Here is a 20,890-nt window from a genome sequence, read left to right as displayed (position 1 = left end):
GTCTGACAAAGAGGGGGTAGTCGATCTGTTTCCCCGCTACCTTCGGAGGGGGACCCACTTTGGGCGGGTAATGGACAGCTGTGTGCTGGCACTCTTCGACATCGGGTTCGTAGCGCGGTCTGGACAGGGGCACCATTGCAGGGGTGGTCGCTAGATTGTCGCCGACCGCGTAGCTGTGGCTGGGGATCACGTCTACGGTGATGTCGTCCATAGGGGAGGACTGTGTCGCATACAACAGCTGCTGCGTAAAATTTTGCTAGTTGTAGGGCGGCTCGCGCAACAGAACAGATACCCTGGCGAGCGACGGTCGGTGCGATGTCGAATACGGTTGCCGGATGAGTGTTTTCGCAACGGCTAGCGGTGTTGGATCGTGGCCTGGCTTATCCCCGTGCCCCGCTGCAGAAGTTGTCGTCGGCGAGTTGGCGGGCGCGCTGGCCCATATCGTCGAGTTGCCCGCCAGAGGAGTGGGTGCCGACATGCTCGGACGGGCAGGCGCGCTACTTATCGACGTGGCCATCGACACTGTGCCGCGCGGTTACCGAATCGCCGCACGGCCCGGTGCAGTGACACGAAGGGCCTTTAGCCTGCTAGACGAGGATATGGACGCTTTCGAAGCGGCATGGGAGACAGCCGGTCTGCGTAGCCGAGGGCGTGTCGTCAAGGTACAGGCTCCCGGGCCGATTACACTCGCAGCCGGGCTAGAACTGGCCAACGGCCACCGGGCGATCACTGATTACGGCGCCGTGCGTGACTTGGCGGAATCGTTAGCCGAGGGTGTTGCCGCTCACCGTGCGGCTCTGGCACGGCGACTCGACACACCGGTGGTGGTGCAGTTCGACGAGGTGTCGCTGCCGGCGGCATTGGGGGGACTGCTGACTGGGGTGACTGCGTTTTCCCCGGTCGCCCCACTCGACGAAGCGTTGGCGGCAACGCTGTTCGACAGTTGCGTCGCGACCGTGGGTTCCGACGTACTGCTGCACAGCTGTGCTTCGGAGTTGCCATGGCACTTCTTGCAGCGCAGCGCTATTAGAGCGGTGTCGGTAGATGTCAACGTGCTACGGGCAGCGGATTTGGATGGCATCGCAGCATTCGTCGACTCGGGCCGCACGGTCGTGTTGGGCGTCGTGCCCGTAACCGCCCCGAAACGGCTGCCGTCGGTCGAGCAGGTGGCCGCCGCAGTTGTCGGTGTGACCGATCGGCTCGGCTTTGGCCGCTCAGCGCTGCGCGATCGCATCGGCGTCAGTCCGGCATGTGGTCTGGCGGGTGCGACGCCGCACTGGGCATCCACCGCGATCGAGCTGACGTGTAAGGCCGCCGAAGCGTTTGCCCAAGACCCAGAAACCATATAGTCGCGCCGGCGCACCAGCGGCCCAGTCGTGTGTCGGATTGCTCGGTTAGCCTGCGAGGGTGAGTTCGCCCGAAGCTGACCCTATCGGACCCGAGCTGCTGCGGCAGTGGCGAAAGCTGGCTGAAGAGGTGCGTGAACACCAGTTCCGTTACTATGTGCGTGACGCACCGATCATCTCTGACGCGGAGTTTGATGCTCTACTAGGCAGGCTCACCGTGCTGGAGGAACAGCATCCCGAGCTGCGAACACCCGATTCACCTACCCAGCTGATAGGCGGTGCCGGCTTCACGACTGATTTCGTGGCGACCGAACATCTCGAACGGATGCTCAGCCTCGACAACGCCTCCAGTGAGGATGAACTCGACGCCTGGATCACTCGCATCCGCAGAGAAATCGGTAATGACGCCCATTATTTGTGTGAGCTCAAGGTCGACGGTGTCGCATTGTCGTTGGTCTATCGGAATGGACTCCTGAACCGCGCCACGACTCGGGGTGATGGTCACACCGGCGAAGACGTAACGCTGAACGCGCGGACCATCGAAGATGTACCGGAACGGCTAACCGTCAGCGATATTTACCCGATACCAGAGGTTCTCGAGGTTCGCGGCGAGGTGTTCTTCCGAGTAACGGACTTTCAAGCGCTTAACACGAGCCTCGTTGAAGAGGGCAAAAATCCGTTCGCTAACCCACGAAACAGCGCGGCGGGCTCGCTGCGTCAGAAAGATCCGGCGGTCACGGCTCACCGTACGCTGCGGATGATTTGTCATGGACTGGGGCACATCGAAGGCTTTCGCCCCGCTACCCAGCACCAGGCTTACCTAGCGTTACGGGCCTGGGGGCTGCCGGTGTCCGATCATACGACGTTGGTGAACGACATAGCTGGCGTCCAGAGACGCATCGCATACTGGGCCGAGCATCGTCACGAGGTGGACCACGAAATCGACGGGATAGTGGTCAAAATCGACGAGTTGGCATTGCAGCGCAGGCTGGGTTCCACCTCGCGAGCTCCACGATGGGCCATCGCTTACAAGTACCTACCCGAGGAGGCGCAGACCAAGCTGCTCGACATCCGGGTGAACGTTGGCCGCACCGGGCGGGTTACGCCGTTTGCGTTCATGACGCCGGTGAAGGTTGCCGGGTCGACGGTCGGGCAGGCGACTCTGCACAACGCTTCTGAGGTTAAACGCAAAGGTGTGCTGATTGGTGACACCGTGGTGATCCGCAAGGCCGGCGAGGTGATTCCCGAAATTGTGGGACCTGTGGTTGACTTGCGTGACGGGTCCGAAAGCGAATTTGTCATGCCTACAACGTGTCCCGAGTGCGGTACTACTTTGGCGCCAGAAAAGGAAGGCGATACCGACATCCGCTGCCCCAATGCCAGGAGCTGCCCGGGGCAACTGCGAGAGCGAGTGTTTCACGTCGCTAGCCGCAGCGTGCTGGACATCCAGGGATTGGGTTACGAGGCCGGCGTGGCGTTGCTGGCTGCGCAAGTGATCACCAGTGAGGGAGACCTGTTCACCCTCACCGAGGATGATTTGTTACGCACCGAGCTCTTCCGGAACAAGGCAGGGAAGCTGTCGGCGAATGGCAAACGGTTGTTAGTTAACGTCGACAAAGCTAAAACCGCACCGCTGTGGCGAGTGCTGGTGGCGTTGTCGATCCGGCATGTCGGGCCAACAGCTGCGCGAGCCCTGGCCGCCGAGTTCGGTAGTATTGACGCAATCTTGGCCGCATCCCCCGAGCAGCTGGCTGCCGTCGAAGGGGTAGGGGCCGCCATCGCGGCCGCGGTTACCGAGTGGTTTGCCGTTGACTGGCATCGCGCGATTGTCGATAAGTGGCGGGCTGCAGGGGTGCGGATGGTCGATGAACGCGACACCAGCGTGCCGCCCACATGCGAGGGGCTGACTATCGTGGTCACTGGTTCGTTAGCAGGGTTTTCCCGTGACGACGCCAAGGAAGCGATCGTGGCGCGCGGAGGCAAGGTCGCTGGTGCGGTATCTAAGAAGATCGCCTACGTGGTCGTTGGCGATTTGCCGGGATCCAAATATGACAAGGCGATCGAGCTCGGGGTGCCGATCCTCGACGAAGACGGGTTTCGCCTTTTGCTTGAGCAGGGACCTCCGGTGCAGCAAGTCGTCGACTAGCGTCAGCGCAGCATGGTGGCCACGATTCCGGCCAGATACCCTAGTCGAGCCACCTCTGACGGCCGAAACTCCGGGCCCGGGCGGCCCAGCACTACTGCGGTGTGTGGGTCGTCCAACGGTGCGGCGACCATGGTGGTGTTCATATCGCGCAACGCCTGTGGCACCCACTCGGCGGTACCGTCGAGTGGCGCGGCATGTTCGATCGGCAGCCACGGTGCCGAATTCGCCCGAGTCTCTGGTGTGCCAACACTAGAGGCGAGGCGGAGTAGCTTTCCCTGCGAACTGCTCAACACAGTGCACCAGCTCACCCGCAGCACCTTGGGCGCCTCGTCGGCCAACACTTGCAATTTGGATGCGTTGTCGTTGGCCGCGGCGACCTGATCGAGCAACTCCAGCTCGCGGTGGGCTTCCAGCAGACCGCTATGCGGACGAACACTGTCCACTCGGACACCGGGAAGTGATTCGGAGGCAGTGATCAACTTGTCGGGCATTGCCCCGGGTGGAACCTCGATGACAAGGTCGTCGATCGCGTAGCCACCGCTGCGCTCAACCACATCTAGCGACAGGATGTCGGCGCCCACTAAACCGAGCGCCACAGCTAGTGAGCCCAGGCTGCCTGGGCGGTCCGCTAGCTCGATGCGCAGCAGATAGGAAGGCACGGCCAACACTGTTGCACAGCGTTGGATAAGCGGCATTTCCACCCGGGGGTTTGACCGGTGGGCCGTCTCTGCCGACGAGCGCGCGTTTAGTTTCCTGTTGGGTGATGACTGTGCGGCCAGCTTCACGTTCGCGGCTAGGTAGGCTTTCGCGTGTGTCCCCGATCTCCCGCGATGAGGTTTTGCACCTGGCCCGGCTAGCCCGGCTGGTGTTGACCGATACCGAGTTGGCCAGCTTCTCTGGTCAACTCGACGCCATTCTGGCCCACGTGAGCCAGATTCAGGCCGTTGACGTTACCGGCGTCGAACCCACTGACAACCCGCTCAAAGACGTCAACATCACGCGCCCGGACGAGACTGTTCCGTGCCTGAGCCAGCAGCAGGCGCTGGCCGAAGCACCCGAAGTCATCTACGGCCGCTTCGCTGTCCCCCAGATCCTGGGGGACAGCGAATGACCGGCTCACTGCACGAGATCATTCGGTTGGATGCGTCCACGCTGGCTGCCAAGATCGTTGCCAAGGAGTTGTCGTCGGTCGAGATCACCCAGGCCTGCCTGGATCAAATCGAGGCGACGGACGACATTTACCGAGCCTTCCTTCACGTGGCGGCCGAGAAGGCACTGTCGACGGCGGCCGCCGTCGACAAGGCGGTGGCCGCTGGCCAACAGTTGTCGTCAATGTTGGCCGGGGTTCCGCTGGCGCTCAAAGACGTGTTCACCACGGTCGACATGCCGACCACCTGCGGATCCAAGATCCTGCAGGGCTGGCATTCCCCTTATGACGCCACCGTTACCGCGCGGTTGCGCGCGGCCAGCATCCCGATCCTGGGTAAGACCAACATGGATGAGTTCGCGATGGGCAGCTCAACCGAGAATTCCGCCTACGGCCCGACCCGAAACCCGTGGAATGTCGACCGGGTGCCCGGCGGCTCCGGTGGCGGCAGCGCGGCGGCGCTAGCAGCGTTCCAGGCGCCGTTGGCCATCGGATCCGACACCGGAGGCTCCATCCGGCAGCCGGCCGCGCTGACCGCGACAGTCGGTGTCAAACCTACCTACGGCACAGTTTCCCGGTATGGGTTGGTGGCCTGTGCGTCGTCGCTGGATCAGGGCGGCCCGTGCGCGCGCACCGTCTTAGACACAGCACTGCTGCATGCGGTGATCGCCGGCCACGATGCCCGTGATTCCACCTCCGTGAAAGCAGCGGTGCCCGATATCATAGGTGCTGCCAAGGCCGGCGCGACGGGCGACCTGCGTGGTGTGCGGGTGGGGGTGGTCCGGCAGTTGCGTGGCGAGGGTTATCAGTCGGGGGTGCTGGCGTCATTTCAGGCCGCTGTCGAGCAGTTGATCGCACTGGGTGCACAGGTCAGCGAAGTCGACTGCCCGCACTTTGACTACGCTCTGGCCGCCTACTATCTGATCTTGCCATCGGAGGTGTCGAGCAACCTGGCGCGTTTCGATGCGATGCGCTACGGGCTGCGAGTCGGTGACGACGGCAGCCGCAGCGCCGAAGAGGTGATTGCGCTAACCAGGGCTGCCGGGTTCGGGTCGGAGGTCAAGCGGCGCATCATGATAGGTGCCTACGCATTATCGGCCGGCTATTACGACGCCTACTACAACCAGGCGCAGAAGGTGCGCACGTTGATTGCACGTGATCTAGATGAGGCTTACCGATCCGTCGACGTGCTGGTGTCACCGGTGACACCGACTACCGCGTTTAGCCTTGGCGAGAAGGTCGACGATCCGCTAGCGATGTACCTGTTCGATCTGTGCACTCTGCCACTCAATCTGGCCGGCCATTGCGGCATGTCCGTGCCGTCCGGGTTGTCCCCGGATGACGAGCTGCCGGTGGGCCTGCAGATCATGGCGCCCGCTTTGGCCGACGACCGGCTCTACCGGGTGGGTGCTGCCTACGAGACCGCCCGCGGGCCATTGCCGTCCGCTATTTGAGTTTCTTGGTCGCTAGCAAGCTGATAGCGCGAGCAGATTTACGTTGTTTGCGCTATTTGAGGCTTCCACAGGCAAGATGAAGACATGAGGATCGGAATTCTCACGGGGGGCGGTGACTGTCCTGGTCTCAACGCGGTTATCCGGGCGATTGTGCGCACCTGCGACGCCCGTTACGGCTCGTCGGTAGTCGGGTTTCAGGACGGCTGGCGTGGGTTGCTAGAGAACCGGCGCATGCAGCTGCGCAACGACGACCGGAATGATCGTCTTCTCGCCAAAGGCGGAACAATGCTGGGCACTGCCCGCGTGCACCCCGACAAGCTGCGGGCCGGGCTGAATCAGATCAAGCAGACCCTGGATGACAATGGCATCGACGTGCTCATCCCGATCGGTGGCGAAGGCACGCTGACGGCCGCGCACTGGCTGTCGCAGGAAAACGTTCCCGTGGTCGGCGTGCCGAAAACGATCGACAACGACATCGACTGCACCGACGTGACTTTTGGCCACGACACCGCTCTGACAGTGGCTACCGAAGCCATTGACCGGTTGCACAGCACCGCCGAGTCTCACCAACGCGTGATGCTGGTGGAGGTGATGGGTCGGCACGCCGGCTGGATAGCGCTAAATTCCGGGCTGGCTTCTGGTGCGCATATGACGCTGATTCCCGAACAGCCCTTCGATGTCGAGGAAGTGTGTTGCTTCGTGAAACGGCGTTTCCAGCGCGGGGATTCGCATTTCATTTGCGTGGTCGCCGAGGGCGCCAAGCCGGTCCCGGGCTCGATCACGTTGCGTGAAGGTGGGATGGACGAGTTTGGTCATGAGCGTTTCACCGGGGTGGCCGCGCAGTTGGGCGCTGAGGTCGAGAAGCGGATTAACAAGGACGTGCGAGTGACTGTACTGGGCCATGTCCAGCGCGGTGGTACCCCGACGGCCTTCGACCGGGTGCTGGCCACCCGGTTCGGGGTTAATGCTGCTGACGCCTCGCACGCAGGCGAGTACGGCCAGATGGTGTCGTTGCGTGGGCAAGCCATTGGTCGCGTGCCGCTAGCGGATGTGGTGCGTCAGCTCAAGCTGGTGCCCGAAAGCCGTTACGATGACGCCGCTGCCTTCTTCGGTTAAAACCGGAACAGTACTGCAAACATGCAGTAGGGCCAACCTTTCGACTGTCTGAATTCGATACTATATGCACCGAACGCTGGCAAGACACTCACGTCGAGCCTGACGAACTGGAAATTATGGCTGGCGAAGAGCTTGAGCGATATTGCTGCCGCGGGTGGTACTGCCGTTCGGTCGACACGTGCATGAGAGTAACGAGATTATGTTGCCCGATATGTTCCTCGCCAGGCAATGGACCGTGACCTGCGCATAGCGGTCTCGCGGCTGGGTGCCTAAGCGGTGGCTCGCTTAATTCGGCTCGGCCGGTCTCGCTGATCGCCACTAGGATCGAGCTTATGACGGTTGTTGCCGGGGCTTCCAAGGCTTCAGAGGCGGATTTACTGGATTATGATGCTGTTGTCACGCAGTTTGATCCGGTGCTCGGGCTTGAGGTGCACGTTGAGCTGTCCACCGTGACCAAAATGTTCTGTGGCTGCGCCACCACGTTCGGCGCTGAACCAAACACCCAGGTGTGCCCGGTGTGTCTGGGCCTGCCGGGTTCGCTGCCAGTGCTCAACCGGGCCGCGGTCCAGTCGGCGATTCGGATCGGGCTGGCGCTGAATTGTGAAATCGCGCCCTGGTGCCGCTTCGCGCGGAAGAACTACTTCTACCCAGACGTGCCCAAGAATTACCAAATTTCGCAATACGACGAGCCGATCGCCATTAACGGATACCTCGAGGCGCCTCTGGAAGACGACACTACTTGGTGGGTGGAGATCGAACGGGCGCACATGGAGGAAGACACCGGCAAGCTGACCCACCTAGGCAACGAGACCGGCCGCATTCACGGTGCGACGACGTCGCTGATCGACTACAACCGTGCTGGCGTGCCGTTGATAGAAATCGTAACCAAGCCTATCGAAGGAGCCGGATGTAGGGCACCACAGATCGCCCGGGCTTATGTGACAGCATTGCGAGATCTGTTGCGCACGTTGAACGTTTCCGATGTCCGGATGGACCAAGGCTCAATGCGTTGTGACGCCAACGTATCGTTGAAGCCCATCGGGACAGTCGAATTCGGCACCAGGAGCGAGATCAAAAACGTTAATTCACTGAGAAGTGTTGAAGTGGCCGTACGCTACGAGATGCAGCGCCAAGGAGCCATTTTGGTGTCTGGAGGTCGGATCGCCCAGGAGACCAGGCACTTTCATGAGGACGGTTATACTAGCCTGGGCCGCACCAAGGAGACAGCGCAGGACTATCGATATTTCCCCGACCCCGACCTGGAGCCCGTCGCGCCCAGCCGCGATCTGGTCGAGCAATTGCGTCAAACAATACCGGAGCTACCGTGGTTGAGCCGCAAGCGGATTCAGCAGGAATGGTGTATTTCCGACGAGGTGATGCGAGATCTCGTCAACGCTGGTGCGGTCGAATTGGTCGCCGCGACCGTCAAGAACGGCGCGTCCAGCGAACAAGCACGTGCCTGGTGGGGAAACTTCTTGGTGCAGAAAGCCCATGAGGCAAACATCACCTTGGACGAGCTGGCCATCACCCCTGCTCAAGTCGCCGTGGTAGTGGCGTTGGTTGACGAGGGTAAGTTGTCTATCAAGTTGGCCCGCCAAGTCGTCGAGGGTGTACTCGCTGGGGAGGGCGAACCCGAGCAGGTTATGATCGCTCGTGGCTTGGCATTGGTGCGCGACGATTCGGTGATGCAGGCCGCTGTCGACGAAGCTTTAGCCGCCGATCCTGATGTGGCGGAAAAGATTCGTGGCGGCAAGGTGGCAGCGGCCGGTGCGATCGTAGGAGCGGTGATGAAGGCCACCCGCGGGCAGGTCGATGCCGCCCGAGTGCGCGAGCTCGTCTTGGCCACCTGTGGTCAGGCGTAACCAACAGGTCAGGCATACTAGAAGCCGTTGCGATGCTGAGGCGATTGTGCCTAACGACCGTCATGACGTTATACTTCGAACGCGTCCTCTAGCAGTGGTCACTGCTGTGGTAAAGACGGTGTTGCTGAGTTTTGGCCAGCCTGGAGGTGGCAGCCGCCAGCGTCATCACCCTCGATGGGTTGCCTGCAGACCAGTGTGCACGTTGTCCCTAGTGCCTGCTCTGCCGAGGCGACGTTTCCTGATGGCACTGTTGTGTACGCGGATGTCGCCGGACGTGACGCGCTCTCCGACCTGGCCGTGTTGAAGGAAAGCGACAGTGTTCCCGCATCGGTGCGGCATGGGACGCGTCGAGGACTTACTCGTCGAGCAAGTAGTGGGTGGTGGTTGGCAACCCCCGTTGGGGCTGATCCGGCAGCGTCATCGTCGTCTCCGGTCTGGGACGGTCGCTGCCCACTGGTAGTGGCCTCGTCGTCGACGAGGCCATCCAAACCGAAACCGCGCTGAACCTGGGAAATAGTGGCGGTGTCTTGGCCGACAACTAGGGCCGAATGGTCGGCAATCGCTTGTGTCGGGCTAGCTGTGTCCGTTTAACGAGTTGACCCACAACACCATCGTGGCGCTGATGCGTGCCGGCCACGTGCTCCGCGCTTGGTTGAGCATCGCCGGTTCGCAAGTCCCGGTGCCGCCTGTGGTTGTCAATAAGTTGGGCGTCGCGCACAGTCTGCAGGTTTCTAGCGTCGTACCTGGCAGCCGGCCGTCATAACTGCCCTGCACCGCGGCGACATCGTGGTCAGCGCTGACGGCCAACACGTGATCACTGCGATCCAGCGACTAATGGTTGAGGATGCGATCGGGCGAGTCGGATCGAGATGATGGTGTGGTGCAACGGTGCACCGGTCGACGTGTTCGTAGTGCCCTGCAAACTTGCCGACTGATCACCGACCTCTTCGGCAGCCAAACCGGCTCTTCGGGTGTGTATCTAGTGACGCGACATTCGTTACGGCGTCGTGAGAGTCACACGCGACGATGGACTCTCGCCCGGCTCTGTCTTGATTTACTGATTTCCTCAGTGGGCCGGTCCGGTCCGCATTGTCGCTTGGCTAGGTCTTGTCGTCGTTGTTGCGCGGGAAGCCGCCACCTCGGGGGAACAGTGGGAACACCACGTCGTCGAGCTTTTCGGCGTCACCGGCAGTCTTGTTGACGGTTGCTCCCCAGACGTTCCCGTCTGGGGACATCCGCAACGCCCACGCGTGCACGTGGGTGTCCTGACGGACAACGTCGGGTTCACTGGTGACTGCACCCGTCGATGGTGCCAGCCGGACGGCCACCGTCAGCTTGGGGCTAATCAAGTTGACCAGCACGGTCCCGTCCATGGCCGCGCAGCCGGCCACGCCGGGCTTGTCGGGCCAGGTCCACACTGTCGAGACTTTTGAGTTCTTGGTGATGCGCTGCAATCGGTCTGCGGTTGGGGTGCGGTCGGTGACATACAGCGAGTCGTCGACTGGGTCGGTACACAAGCCGCCGCCTGAGCCGATGCTGGACAGCGCCGTCGTCGGCGGCGCCTGGCCGATGGTGGTCGGCTGCTCGATGCGCAGTAGTTTGCCGGCCAACGATTTGGGATCGGCAGCCATTGCCGGGTTGCCCACATCGCCAGTGAGCACAACCAGGGTGGTGGGGCTAGTGAAGATCAACGCTCCGGTGTTGCCGACAGCCCCTTTGGGGATGCCGGTCAAGATGTTCTTCGGGATGTCGCCGTCAGCCACTCGGATCACTCGGTTGTCGGTGGGCGTGCTGATATAGGCGTACATTAGGCGATCTTGCTGGTAAGTGGGCGACAGCACGATATCCATCAAGCCGCCATCACCGGATGAGTCGACCGAGATGACCGTCTTCACCTCAGGTTCGGCGCTGACCGAGATCTCCTTGACTGCGCCGGTTGTGCGTTCGGCGACCAGTGCGGTTTTGTTGTCGGTTCCCATAATTAGGCCGCTAGTGCTCTCCAGACAGCCCTGCATAACCCCGGGGGCTGGGCACTGTTTTGGGAACGGTGTCGGTGGCAGTGGCGGCGGGGGTGGTATCGAGCTAGGCTGTGGCCGGAGTGCTGGCTTGGTCGTGAAAGGCTGTGACTGGGCATCGTTGAACCGTGCGCAGCCGCTCAATATCAGCATCGCAGCACACAACGTAACATGCCCGGACCGAACCGACCGCCCTATCCGCATGACCGACAGGCTACGGACATCGTCGGTGCTGCCGCCACATGCGTGCATTCGTTTTCGCCCGCCAGTTGGCACTTCACCCTATCTGTGCAGGTGATTAGTCGCATCGTGAAGGTATCAGGTAGCCATTTTCGAATCATTTTTAGTCTGATTTACATTGACCATACAGGTTTAGGTGTTGATTGTTGGACGAAAGCGTCGCTCAAATCCCCAATTCAGGCCCAAATACCTTTACCCTGGCGGGAGTGACCGATCAATCGAATGACGAACATTGGCGGCGGCCGGGCGAATGCCCGGAGCCAATCCCCGGACGCCCCACTTCGGCAAGCCTGGTCGATCCCGAAGATGACCTGGCGCCAGTCAGGTACCCAGGCAATTTTGGAACTACCACCGCCATCTCGTACAGCGACTCTGATCACTTGGGGGATTTCGGTGGCACGGGATACAACGTGCTTGACCAGCAGGAGGCGTTACCTTACGTCCAACCGCAGCCGCTGGCTCGGCATTCAGTGGCCGAGCCTACCGCGATCGATTCGGGCCAGGACAACGAGTGGTTACACACCGTCGGTCAGCGCGGTACCCAGCATCTCGGTTTGCTGGTACTGCGGGTCGGGTTGGGCGTCGTGCTGGCCGCCCATGGGTTGCAGAAGCTGTTCGGTTGGTGGGGTGGCCAGGGGTTGATCGGATTCAAGAATTCGCTGACCGAGGTTGGCTACCAGCACGCCGACGTCCTGGCTTATGTGAGCGCTGGCGGCGAGGTTTTTGCCGGCGTGCTTCTGGTCCTGGGATTATTTGCACCGGTGGTCGCTGCGGGGGCGCTGGCGTTCCTGGTCAACGGTCTGCTCGCGGCAATTGCGGCGTGGCCGCATTCGCGCTTATTCCCATTTTTTTTACCGGACGGGAATGAATACCAGATCACTCTAATCGTTATGACGGTCACCGTCATCTTGTGCGGTCCGGGTCGGTACGGCCTTGATGCTGGCCGGCGCTGGGCCTATCGACCGTTCGTTGGGTCCTTCATCGCGCTGCTTGCTGGCATCGCCGCCGGTATCGTGGTGTGGATGCTGCTCAACGGCGTGAATCCCCTCGATTGAACCGGCCGTACACTCGGTTACAGAACCTATTGCTCTCATCGGTACATCCTGGGGACTTGTCTGTCCCGAGCGGGCTTCGGTCAACAGCGGTAGGGTGGTGAAAGTGACTGTGGGCAATCGCAGTTGCGCATCACTTTTGAGCCGGGCGCGTTCCTGGGAACCTCGGTTGTAACGCGGTCCGTCGATGTCATCCCGGCGAACTCCCTGGCTGCTTGACAAGGCCCGCACTGGATTACACGCTGGTCGTCAGCGACCGTACCGGACCCGGACGGTTAACGCCGACTTTGGGGGTGATGATCTCGGCGTCCCACAACCCGAGGGGTGGGAATCCAACGGCACGTTGTGCTACAGGTGACATCTTGATTACCCTCGAGAGCCGGCGGGCGTTTGGCTAGACGAACTAGAAAAACCAGACGAACCAATAGCTACCCGAGCATAATTTCACTTGTAACGCAGGCCGAGGTGCTGCGTGGGCGGCGTCGGATTTGACGGTTGAGCTCTGCGAAGGCTACCGTCGGATGCTATGAATAACGCCGGCAAGCCCGGAATGTTGGTAGTGACTTGTCAGCGCGTTGGTGGTTAAGTAGCACTTCGAGTATTTGAAGCGATCCACAACCAACGCGCAACCCTCGTGCAGCTAGCTGGGCTGTCGGGGGTTTTTTGTTGCCCGTCAACGCGACTGTCGAGGCGAATAAAGACTGAATAAGGACTCAAAGAGGACACATTGAGCGCACCGACCAAGCCAAACGACCGGCCGCAGGGGTCGGGTAACAGCGTGCCAAACACCGTGAAACCCGCCACGCAGTTTCCCTTAAAATCAGCTGTCGCGAAACTAGAACGCGTTTCACTTGAGCAACTTACCGGTGCTCAATCGGTGATTCGGTCGTTGGAAGAACTTGATGTCGAGGTCATCTTCGGAATTCCCGGCGGCGCCATCCTTCTGGTTTATGACCCGTTGTTCGATTCAAAAAAGCTACGTCATGTTCTAGTCCGCCACGAGCAGGGCGCCGGCCACGCGGCCAGCGGCTATGCACACGTGACCGGCAAGGTGGGGGTGTGCATGGCGACTTCTGGTCCTGGTGCCACCAATCTGGTCACCCCGCTGGCCGATGCGCAAATGGACTCAGTGCCGGTGGTCGCCATTACCGGGCAGGTCAGGCGCGGTCTGATCGGGACGGATGCCTTCCAGGAGGCCGACATCTCGGGCATCACGATGCCGATAACCAAGCACAACTTTCTGGTCCGCGTCGGCGACGATATTCCCCGGGTACTGGCTGAGGCCTTCCACATCGCGTCGTCGGGACGGCCGGGTGCGGTGCTAGTCGATATCCCGAAAGATGTGCTGCAGGGCCAGTGCACGTTCAGCTGGCCGCCGAAAATGGACTTGCCCGGGTACAAGCCGAACACCAAACCGCACAACCGGCAGATCCGTGAAGCAGCCAAGCTGATCGTTGACGCCCGTAAGCCTGTGCTGTATGTCGGCGGGGGCGTTATTCGTGGCGAGGCGACTGAGCAGCTGCGAGATTTGGCCGAACTGACCGGCATCCCGGTGGTTAGCACGTTGATGGCACGTGGCGCGTTCCCGGACAGCCATCACCAAAACTTGGGCATGCCTGGCATGCACGGCACCGTCGCGGCGGTGGCAGCGCTGCAACGCAGCGATTTGCTGATCGCACTGGGCACTCGCTTTGACGACCGGGTGACTGGCAAGCTCGACTCCTTTGCGCCCGACGCCAAGGTTATCCATGCAGACATCGACCCGGCGGAGATCGGCAAGAACCGGCACGCTGACGTGCCGATTGTTGGCGACGTCAAAGCCGTTATCATAGAACTTATCGCGATGCTGCGCCATTACGAGACGCCTGGCAGCATCGAGATGACCGACTGGTGGTCATATTTGGAAGATCTTCGCAAGACGTATCCGTTGAGCTACAGTTCGCAAAGCGACGGTAGCCTGAGCCCGGAATACGTTATCGAAAAGCTTGGTGAGATTGCTGGTCCGGACGCCGTATATGTCGCGGGTGTCGGTCAGCATCAGATGTGGGCGGCGCAGTTCATCTCCTACGAGAAGCCGCGTACTTGGCTCAACTCCGGCGGGCTGGGCACCATGGGGTTCGCTATTCCGGCGGCTATGGGCGCCAAGATTGCTCGCCCGGAAGCCGAAGTCTGGGCGATCGACGGCGATGGCTGCTTTCAGATGACCAACCAAGAGTTGGCTACGTGCGCGATCGAGGGCGCCCCGATCAAGGTGGCGTTGATCAACAACGGCAGCCTGGGCATGGTGCGGCAATGGCAAGCTTTATTCTATCACGAACGCTACTCGCAGACCGACTTGGCCACCCACTCACACCGCATTCCGGACTTCGTGAAGTTGGCCGAGGCGTTGGGTTGCGTCGGATTGCGTTGCGAGCGTGAAGAGGACGTTGTCGATGTGATCAATCAGGCCCGGGCGATCAACAACCGCCCGGTGGTGATCGACTTCATCGTCGGCGCCGACGCGCAGGTGTGGCCGATGGTTGCTGCTGGGACCAGCAACGACGAGATTCAAACTGCCCGCGGCATTCGCCCGCTCTTTGATGACGAAAGCGAAGGTTGTGTCTGATGTGCGCCAGCGGCGACGATGCAAAGCCTAGCGATGAGGAGGAGCGGCGCATATGATCGGGTTGCCAACCACGCACACTTTGTCGGTTTTGGTCGAGGACACTCCCGGTGTGCTCGCGCGGGTAGCGGCTCTGTTCTCTCGGCGCGGTTTTAACATTGAGTCGTTGGCTGTCGGTGCTACTGGGTGCAGGAATATGTCCCGCATGACCATCGTTGTCTCTGCCGAGGAGACCCCGCTCGAGCAGGTCACCAAGCAACTACACAAGTTGATTAACGTCATCAAGGTCGTTGAGCAAAACGCTGACAACTCGCTGTCCCGCGAGCTGGCGTTGATCAAGGTGCGGGCCGAAGCCGGTACCCGCAGCCAGGTCATCGAGACGGTACACCTGTTCCGCGCTAGGGTTATTGATGTATCGCTCGAATCGCTGACTGTCGAAGCCACTGGTGATTGCAGCAAGATCGAGGCGTTGCTGCGTGTGCTGGAGCCTTTCGGCGTACGCGAAATCGTCCAATCAGGAGTGGTTTCGTTATCTCGCGGTCCGCGCGGTATCGGCACAGTCAAACAGTCAAGTAGTTAACACTAAGGAGATAGTCACGTGGCGGACGGTTTGGTAGAGTCACTGTCATTGTTCTACGAAGATAATGCAGACTTGTCGATTATTCAGCGACGCAAGGTCGGCGTTATCGGATACGGCAGCCAAGGGCACGCGCACTCGCTGAGCCTGCGCGACTCTGGTGTGCGGGTGTGCGTTGGTCTGCCGGAGGGCTCGAAGTCCCGGCCTAAGGCCTTCGAGCAGGGCCTGGATGTTGATACCCCTGCCGAAGTCGCCAAGTGGGCCGACGTCATCATGCTGTTGGTTCCTGACACTGCGCAGGCGGAAGTCTTCGAAAACGACATCGAGCCCAACCTCCAGCCTGGCGATGCTTTGTTTTTTGGTCACGGACTCAACATTCACTTCAAGCTGATCAAGCCGTCGGGCGATGTGACCGTCGCGATGGTTGCACCGAAGGGTCCCGGCTACCTGGTGCGCCGCCAGTTCGTTGATGGCAAAGGTGTGCCTTGCCTGATCGCCGTTGACCAAGATCCGACCGGCACCGGCGAGGCGCTGGCGCTATCCTATGCTAAAGCTATCGGCGGCACCCGTGCCGGCGTCATCAAGACCACCTTCAAAGACGAAACAGAAACGGATCTTTTCGGCGAGCAGGCCGTATTGTGTGGTGGTACAGAGGAATTGGTGAAGGCAGGTTTCGACGTCATGGTCGAGGCGGGATATCCGCCGGAGATGGCGTACTTCGAGGTGCTGCACGAACTCAAGCTGATCGTCGACCTGATGTATGAGGGTGGGATCGCGCGGATGAACTACTCGGTGTCTGACACCGCTGAGTTCGGTGGGTACCTGTCAGGTCCGCGTGTCATCGATGCTGGCACCAGGGAGCGGATGCGCGGCATTCTGCGCGACATACAGGACGGCAGTTTCGTCAAGAAGCTGGTCGCCAACGTTGAGGGCGGAAACAAGCAACTCGAAGTACTCCGTAAGGAAAATGCCGAACATCTCATCGAGGTCACCGGTAAAAAGTTGCGCGACCTGATGAGCTGGGTTGACCGCTAGAGCACCGGGACCGTATAAACGTGAGCTTTCTCGACGCTGAAGTGTAGTTTATGTGTGCGTCCTGTTGTGGGTGGGTTGCGAGGTGGTGGGTGTCGCGGTGGTTTTGGTGGGTGAGTTGTGATTGTGATCGGTGTAGTGCCGGTCTTGGTGAGTTGATCGGGCGGTGCATTTTGGGAAGTAGGTGGTGTCGGGTGTGTCGCAGCGTTGTGAGTTGATGTGATCGATTGCTAACTGTTTGGGTTGGGTGCCGTTGACTATGATGCGTGAGGTCACCAACGAGGGGCGGCTCGTGCGGTTACGGATCGCTTTGCTGGGTGTTGCACCGATTCGACGCCAACTGTGCTGGTGCACAAGCTGAATCGGGTTATTTAGCGCGCCGTGCCTAGCTATGCAGTGAGCAGCGGGCCCAGCGACTGAAAAGGCCGGCCAGCTGGCCGCGGTGGGCAGTTGCGTACGGTGGTGGAAGCGTTGCTGGCCAAAAAGTCAAAAAGTACAGTCCCGAACACATTGCTGGGGTGTTGGCCAACGACCTCTCCTGACCGGCCCGAAGATGCAGGTACCTCACGAAACGCTGTACAAGGCGTTCTTCGTGCAAGGACGCGGGAAACGACATCAGGTGTTGGCCGGCATGTGTGCACACTGGGTGGGCGTTAGGCACACTACGGGCACAGCGCACCAAAACCGGGCATCGCCATATTCTGGGTATGGTCACCATCGGTGAGCGTGCCGCCGAAGCTGCACGACCGTGCGGTGCTCTAAAACATTGGGCGGGCGATTTAATCATCGGCAAAAACCAGGCCCCCCACATCAACGCCCTGGCCGAACACAGTATCGGGTTCGTGCAGCTGCGCCACCTGTCTAAGGGCCGCAGCACTGATGTGGTCGCTGCGGCCATGATCACCACACTCAACGCTTTACCGCAGAACCTCGGTAAAACCCCCGGCTTGGGATCAGGGCCTCAAGACGGCTGCTCATAGCCGCATCACCTGTCAAGCACAACCGATACGCTGACGGCGTGAACCTGCCTGTTGTGTTAATCGCCGACAAACTCGCCCAAGCAACCGTGGCTGCTCTGGGAGACCAAGTCGAGGTGCGTTGGGTGGACGGTCCCGACCGGGCGAAGCTGCTAGCTGCGGTACCCGAGGCCGACGCGTTGTTGGTGCGGTCGGTCACTACTGTTGACGCCGAGGTGCTGGCAGCCGCTCCTAAACTCAAGATCGTCGCCCGTGCCGGGGTAGGGTTAGACAACGTTGACGTCGATGCCGCCACCGCGCGTGGTGTCCTGGTGGTCAACGCCCCAACGTCGAACATTCACAGCGCCGCCGAGCACGCGTTGGCATTGCTATTAGCAGCTTCTCGGCAGATCGCGGAGGCCGACGCCTCACTGCGTGCACACATTTGGAAACGGTCGTCGTTCTCCGGAACCGAAATTTTCGGCAAGACCGTAGGCGTGGTGGGGCTGGGTCGGATTGGGCAGTTGGTTGCCGCACGGATCGCAGCGTTCGGGGCTCACGTCATCGCTTACGACCCGTATGTGGCGCCGGCACGGGCCGCGCAGCTTGGTATCGAGCTGATGTCTTTTGACGATCTACTAGCCCGGGCTGACTTTATCTCGGTGCATCTGCCGAAGACGCCCGAGACGGTGGGCCTGATAGACAAGGAGGCACTGGCCAAAACCAAGCCCGGTGTTATCATTGTAAATGCTGCGCGCGGTGGCTTAGTTGACGAGGCGGCGCTAGCCGATGCGGTGCGTAGCGGACATGTGCGAGCGGCCGGTCTCGATGTGTTTGCCACCGAACCGTGTACTGATAGCCCGCTGTTTGAACTACCGCAGGTGGTGGTGACACCGCATCTGGGGGCGTCCACCGCCGAAGCCCAGGATCGAGCCGGTACTGACGTGGCCGAAAGCGTGCGGCTGGCGCTGGCAGGGGAGTTTGTGCCCAACGCGGTCAACGTGGATGGGGGGGTGGTCAACGAAGAGGTGGCTCCCTGGCTGGACTTAGTGTGCAAGCTTGGGGTGCTGGTAGCCGCGTTGTCCGATGAACTGCCGGCGGCGTTGTCGGTGCACGTGCGTGGCGAGTTGGCTTCCGAAGATGTTGAAATACTACGGCTTTCGGCCCTACGTGGGCTGTTCTCGATGGTCATCGAGGATGCTGTGACGTTCGTCAATGCACCGGCACTGGCCGCCGAACGAGGCGTGTCTGCTGAACTAGCTACGGGCTCGGAGAGCCCCAACCATCGCAGCGTGGTCGACGTGCGGGCGGTCGCCTCCGATGGCTCGGTGGTCAACATAGCTGGTACGTTGTCTGGGCCACACCTGGTGCAGAAGATCGTGCAGGTCAATGGCCGTAATTTTGATTTGCGTGCGCAGGGCACGAACTTGGTGATCAGGTATATCGACCAACCTGGCGCCCTGGGCAAGATTGGCACTTTGCTGGGGGCGGCCGGGGTGAATATCCAAGCTGCCCAGTTGTCCGAGGACGTCGAGGGGCCAGGTGCGACGATTCTGTTGCGGCTGGACCAAGACGTGCCGGGTGATGTGCGGTCGGCGATCGTAGCGGCGGTGGGTGCCAAAAAGCTCGAGGTGGTCGATCTGTCGTGACTTGCTCTGGCGACGATTCAGCGCGAGGTGATGAGAAGGAGCGGCGCAGATGAAATTGGCGGTTATCGGGGGCGACGGAATCGGCCCGGAGGTGGTGGCACAGGCGGTCAAAATTCTTGATGTGGTGTTGCCGGGTGTGCAGAAGACCACCTACGACCTGGGCGCTCGGCGTTATCACACCACTGGTGAACTATTGCCGGAGTCGGTGCTCGCCGAGTTACGGGAGCACGACGCCATCCTGCTCGGGGCGGTAGGTGATCCTTCAGTCCCTAGGGGCGTGTTGGAGCGGGGTTTGCTGCTGAGATTGCGCTTCGAGCTAGATCATCACATCAATCTGCGACCTGCCCGGCTGTATCCAGGTGTTAGCAGTTTGCTCGCGGGAAAGCCCGAGATTGACTTGGTGGTGGTTCGCGAGGGCACCGAAGGCCCCTATACCGGTACTGGCGGTGCAATCCGTGTCGGAACGCCCAATGAGGTAGCCACGGAAGTGAGTGTGAATACCGCTTTTGGTGTGCGCCGGGTGGTTCAAGATGCGTTCGAACGTGCCCGGCAGCGCCGCAAGCATCTGACGCTGGTGCACAAGAACAACGTGCTGACCTATGCCGGGACGTTGTGGTGTCGGACCGTGCAAGAGGTCAGTGAAAAATACCCCGACGTCGAGGTTTCCTATCAGCACGTCGATGCGGCCACCATCCACTTAGTTACCGAACCCGGTCGCTTTGACGTCATTGTAACTGATAACCTATTCGGTGATATTATAACCGACTTAGCCGCAGCGGTGTGCGGTGGTATTGGCTTGGCCGCCAGTGGAAATATCGATGTCACACGGACTAATCCGTCGATGTTCGAGCCGGTGCATGGCAGCGCTCCGGATATTGCCGGCCAGGGCGTCGCCGATCCGACCGCGGCGATCATGTCGTTGGCATTGTTGCTTGCCCATCTCGGCGAGGATGAGCCGGCTGCTCGGGTGGACCAGGCGGTAGCAAGCTATTTGGCGATTCGCGGGAATGAACGGCATTCCACCGGCGAGGTTGGCGAACGAATAGCCGCCGCACTCTAGGCGCCAAGTCGAACGGGACCTACCGCATCAGCGCCTTTGGTGCCGATGCGGTAGGTCCCGTTCGTGCAATACCCAGGCTGGCGGATACGTAGCGGTGGTGGCCAGGGTACCGAACAGTGGGGGTGCGACAGCTGCCATTAGCCACTGGGAGGTGTTCTGAATGGCCCATACCGCGCCCGCTCCAGAACGGTCCGGTGAAATTTGGTGATCACGGTTGCCTCCAACCCGTTGTTAAGCACTGCAGTGACCGATATGGCGATCATGAGCAACACGTAGTACCGCGAACCCCGGTCATCGACAGGGGTCAGCAGAAACAGGGCGAAGCAGCTGTGATGGTGATGATGTGGACGGATCGCATTTGTGAGCCGACGCGGTCGGACTAGCAGCCGGCCGGGATGCGGCCCAATGCATTGAGCAGTTGCGAGATGGCCACCAACCTCGCTCGCTGCCGTGGCCGACCAACTGGGGTGTTCTACCAGCCAGACCAGCATGAACATCACTGGTACCGCCTGCGACATCATCAGCAGTGCCGAGACTGCGTGGATTCGCCACAACATGAACGCCTTGCGATACAGAGGTTGGCCAGTTCCTTGTCGCTGACCACCGCCCGGGCTTTTCCGCGACTGTCAACCTGCC

Annotated in this window: 19 protein-coding genes; 15 read left to right on the top strand and 4 right to left on the bottom strand. The window is 60.7% G+C overall.

The genetic code is table 11. The features are described 5' to 3' along the window. Positions 1–335 precede the first annotated feature (335 nt). Positions 336–1,349, top strand: a complete 1,014-nt coding sequence (locus MLPF_RS04555) for a uroporphyrinogen decarboxylase/cobalamine-independent methonine synthase family protein (protein WP_045843335.1) — start codon at positions 336–338, stop codon at positions 1,347–1,349. 58 nt (positions 1,350–1,407) lie between these two features. Continuing rightward, positions 1,408–3,492, top strand: coding sequence for an NAD-dependent DNA ligase LigA (gene ligA / locus MLPF_RS04550; protein ID WP_045843334.1), 2,085 nt, complete (start codon positions 1,408–1,410; stop codon positions 3,490–3,492). A 2-nt stretch (positions 3,493–3,494) separates the two neighbouring features. Here the strand turns inward: ligA and MLPF_RS04545 are convergent, their stop codons facing one another. Beyond that, positions 3,495–4,151 (bottom strand): ACT domain-containing protein, encoded by a 657-nt coding sequence (locus MLPF_RS04545; protein ID WP_175266454.1) that lies wholly within the window; start codon positions 4,149–4,151, stop codon positions 3,495–3,497. 152 nt (positions 4,152–4,303) lie between these two features. On the opposite strand from MLPF_RS04545, the gene gatC reads away from it, so the two are divergent. From gatC to MLPF_RS04515, 6 genes are all read left to right on the top strand, one after another. Continuing rightward, entirely contained in the window at positions 4,304–4,603 is a 300-nt protein-coding gene (gatC, locus tag MLPF_RS04540) for an Asp-tRNA(Asn)/Glu-tRNA(Gln) amidotransferase subunit GatC (protein WP_045843352.1), read from the top strand. An 8-nt stretch (positions 4,604–4,611) separates the two neighbouring features. Further along, the gene (gatA, locus tag MLPF_RS04535) at positions 4,612–6,093 is read left to right on the top strand and encodes an Asp-tRNA(Asn)/Glu-tRNA(Gln) amidotransferase subunit GatA (RefSeq protein WP_045843351.1); all 1,482 of its coding nucleotides are present in this window, start codon (positions 4,612–4,614) and stop codon (positions 6,091–6,093) included. Positions 6,094–6,177: 84 nt separating this feature from the next. After that, positions 6,178–7,209, top strand: coding sequence for an ATP-dependent 6-phosphofructokinase (locus MLPF_RS04530; RefSeq protein ID WP_045843333.1), 1,032 nt, complete (start codon positions 6,178–6,180; stop codon positions 7,207–7,209). 332 nt (positions 7,210–7,541) lie between these two features. Beyond that, positions 7,542–9,071, top strand: coding sequence for an Asp-tRNA(Asn)/Glu-tRNA(Gln) amidotransferase subunit GatB (gatB, locus tag MLPF_RS04525; RefSeq protein ID WP_045843332.1), 1,530 nt, complete (start codon positions 7,542–7,544; stop codon positions 9,069–9,071). 174 nt (positions 9,072–9,245) lie between these two features. Next, positions 9,246–9,575: a S1C family serine protease gene (locus tag MLPF_RS04520; RefSeq protein WP_156147157.1), complete on the top strand. Its 330-nt coding sequence runs from the start codon at positions 9,246–9,248 to the stop codon at positions 9,573–9,575. Positions 9,576–9,666: 91 nt separating this feature from the next. Further along, the gene (locus MLPF_RS04515; protein ID WP_162196943.1) at positions 9,667–9,834 is read left to right on the top strand and encodes a hypothetical protein; all 168 of its coding nucleotides are present in this window, start codon (positions 9,667–9,669) and stop codon (positions 9,832–9,834) included. A 337-nt stretch (positions 9,835–10,171) separates the two neighbouring features. Here the strand turns inward: MLPF_RS04515 and MLPF_RS04510 are convergent, their stop codons facing one another. Next, a complete protein-coding gene (locus MLPF_RS04510) occupies positions 10,172–11,290 on the bottom strand; it encodes a PQQ-dependent sugar dehydrogenase (RefSeq protein ID WP_045843350.1) in 1,119 nt (372 codons plus the stop codon). A 242-nt stretch (positions 11,291–11,532) separates the two neighbouring features. On the opposite strand from MLPF_RS04510, the gene MLPF_RS04505 reads away from it, so the two are divergent. Beyond that, positions 11,533–12,381, top strand: coding sequence for a DoxX family protein (locus MLPF_RS04505; RefSeq protein WP_045843330.1), 849 nt, complete (start codon positions 11,533–11,535; stop codon positions 12,379–12,381). A gap of 232 nt (positions 12,382–12,613) precedes the next feature. Here the strand turns inward: MLPF_RS04505 and MLPF_RS15560 are convergent, their stop codons facing one another. Further along, positions 12,614–12,739, bottom strand: a complete 126-nt coding sequence (locus MLPF_RS15560; RefSeq protein ID WP_272946116.1) for a hypothetical protein — start codon at positions 12,737–12,739, stop codon at positions 12,614–12,616. Between the two features lie 366 nt (positions 12,740–13,105). Here MLPF_RS15560 and MLPF_RS04495 point away from each other — a divergent pair, with 366 nt between their 5' ends. The 6 genes from MLPF_RS04495 to MLPF_RS04470 all read left to right on the top strand — a co-directional run bounded on the left by MLPF_RS04495 (position 13,106) and on the right by MLPF_RS04470 (position 20,254). Then, entirely contained in the window at positions 13,106–14,983 is a 1,878-nt protein-coding gene (locus MLPF_RS04495) for an acetolactate synthase large subunit (protein WP_045843329.1), read from the top strand. A gap of 52 nt (positions 14,984–15,035) precedes the next feature. Beyond that, the gene (gene ilvN / locus MLPF_RS04490; RefSeq protein ID WP_045843328.1) at positions 15,036–15,560 is read left to right on the top strand and encodes an acetolactate synthase small subunit; all 525 of its coding nucleotides are present in this window, start codon (positions 15,036–15,038) and stop codon (positions 15,558–15,560) included. Between the two features lie 48 nt (positions 15,561–15,608). Further along, positions 15,609–16,592: a ketol-acid reductoisomerase gene (ilvC, locus tag MLPF_RS04485; protein WP_045843349.1), complete on the top strand. Its 984-nt coding sequence runs from the start codon at positions 15,609–15,611 to the stop codon at positions 16,590–16,592. Between the two features lie 632 nt (positions 16,593–17,224). Further along, complete coding sequence (locus MLPF_RS04480) at positions 17,225–17,569, top strand: hypothetical protein (RefSeq protein ID WP_156147040.1); 345 nt, start codon at positions 17,225–17,227, stop codon at positions 17,567–17,569. Positions 17,570–17,607: 38 nt separating this feature from the next. Further along, entirely contained in the window at positions 17,608–19,194 is a 1,587-nt protein-coding gene (gene serA / locus MLPF_RS04475; protein WP_045843321.1) for a phosphoglycerate dehydrogenase, read from the top strand. A gap of 49 nt (positions 19,195–19,243) precedes the next feature. Next, complete coding sequence (locus MLPF_RS04470; RefSeq protein WP_045843320.1) at positions 19,244–20,254, top strand: 3-isopropylmalate dehydrogenase; 1,011 nt, start codon at positions 19,244–19,246, stop codon at positions 20,252–20,254. Between the two features lie 137 nt (positions 20,255–20,391). Here the strand turns inward: MLPF_RS04470 and MLPF_RS04465 are convergent, their stop codons facing one another. Next, a complete protein-coding gene (locus MLPF_RS04465) occupies positions 20,392–20,811 on the bottom strand; it encodes an MFS transporter (RefSeq protein WP_082082391.1) in 420 nt (139 codons plus the stop codon). Between the last annotated feature and the right edge of the window lie 79 nt (positions 20,812–20,890).

It is taken from the genome of Mycobacterium lepromatosis, assembly GCF_000975265.2.
Lineage (GTDB): Bacteria > Actinomycetota > Actinomycetes > Mycobacteriales > Mycobacteriaceae > Mycobacterium > Mycobacterium lepromatosis.
This window is presented reverse-complemented; position numbering and strand designations above follow the sequence as displayed.

What these genes read in the sequence shown, in the direction of transcription:
- MLPF_RS04555 (WP_045843335.1), top strand. Translation starts at nt 336, where the DNA reads ATGAGTGTTTTCGCAACGGCTAGCGGTGTTGGATCGTGGCCTGGCTTA.
- MLPF_RS04530 (WP_045843333.1), top strand. Translation starts at nt 6,178, where the DNA reads ATGAGGATCGGAATTCTCACGGGGGGCGGTGACTGTCCTGGTCTCAAC.
- gatB (WP_045843332.1), top strand. Translation starts at nt 7,542, where the DNA reads ATGACGGTTGTTGCCGGGGCTTCCAAGGCTTCAGAGGCGGATTTACTG.
- MLPF_RS04520 (WP_156147157.1), top strand. Translation starts at nt 9,246, where the DNA reads ATGGGTTGCCTGCAGACCAGTGTGCACGTTGTCCCTAGTGCCTGCTCT.
- MLPF_RS04510 (WP_045843350.1), bottom strand. Translation starts at nt 11,290, where the DNA reads ATGCGGATAGGGCGGTCGGTTCGGTCCGGGCATGTTACGTTGTGTGCT.
- MLPF_RS15560 (WP_272946116.1), bottom strand. Translation starts at nt 12,739, where the DNA reads ATGTCACCTGTAGCACAACGTGCCGTTGGATTCCCACCCCTCGGGTTG.
- ilvN (WP_045843328.1), top strand. Translation starts at nt 15,036, where the DNA reads ATGATCGGGTTGCCAACCACGCACACTTTGTCGGTTTTGGTCGAGGAC.
- MLPF_RS04470 (WP_045843320.1), top strand. Translation starts at nt 19,244, where the DNA reads ATGAAATTGGCGGTTATCGGGGGCGACGGAATCGGCCCGGAGGTGGTG.
- MLPF_RS04465 (WP_082082391.1), bottom strand. Translation starts at nt 20,811, where the DNA reads ATGTTGTGGCGAATCCACGCAGTCTCGGCACTGCTGATGATGTCGCAG.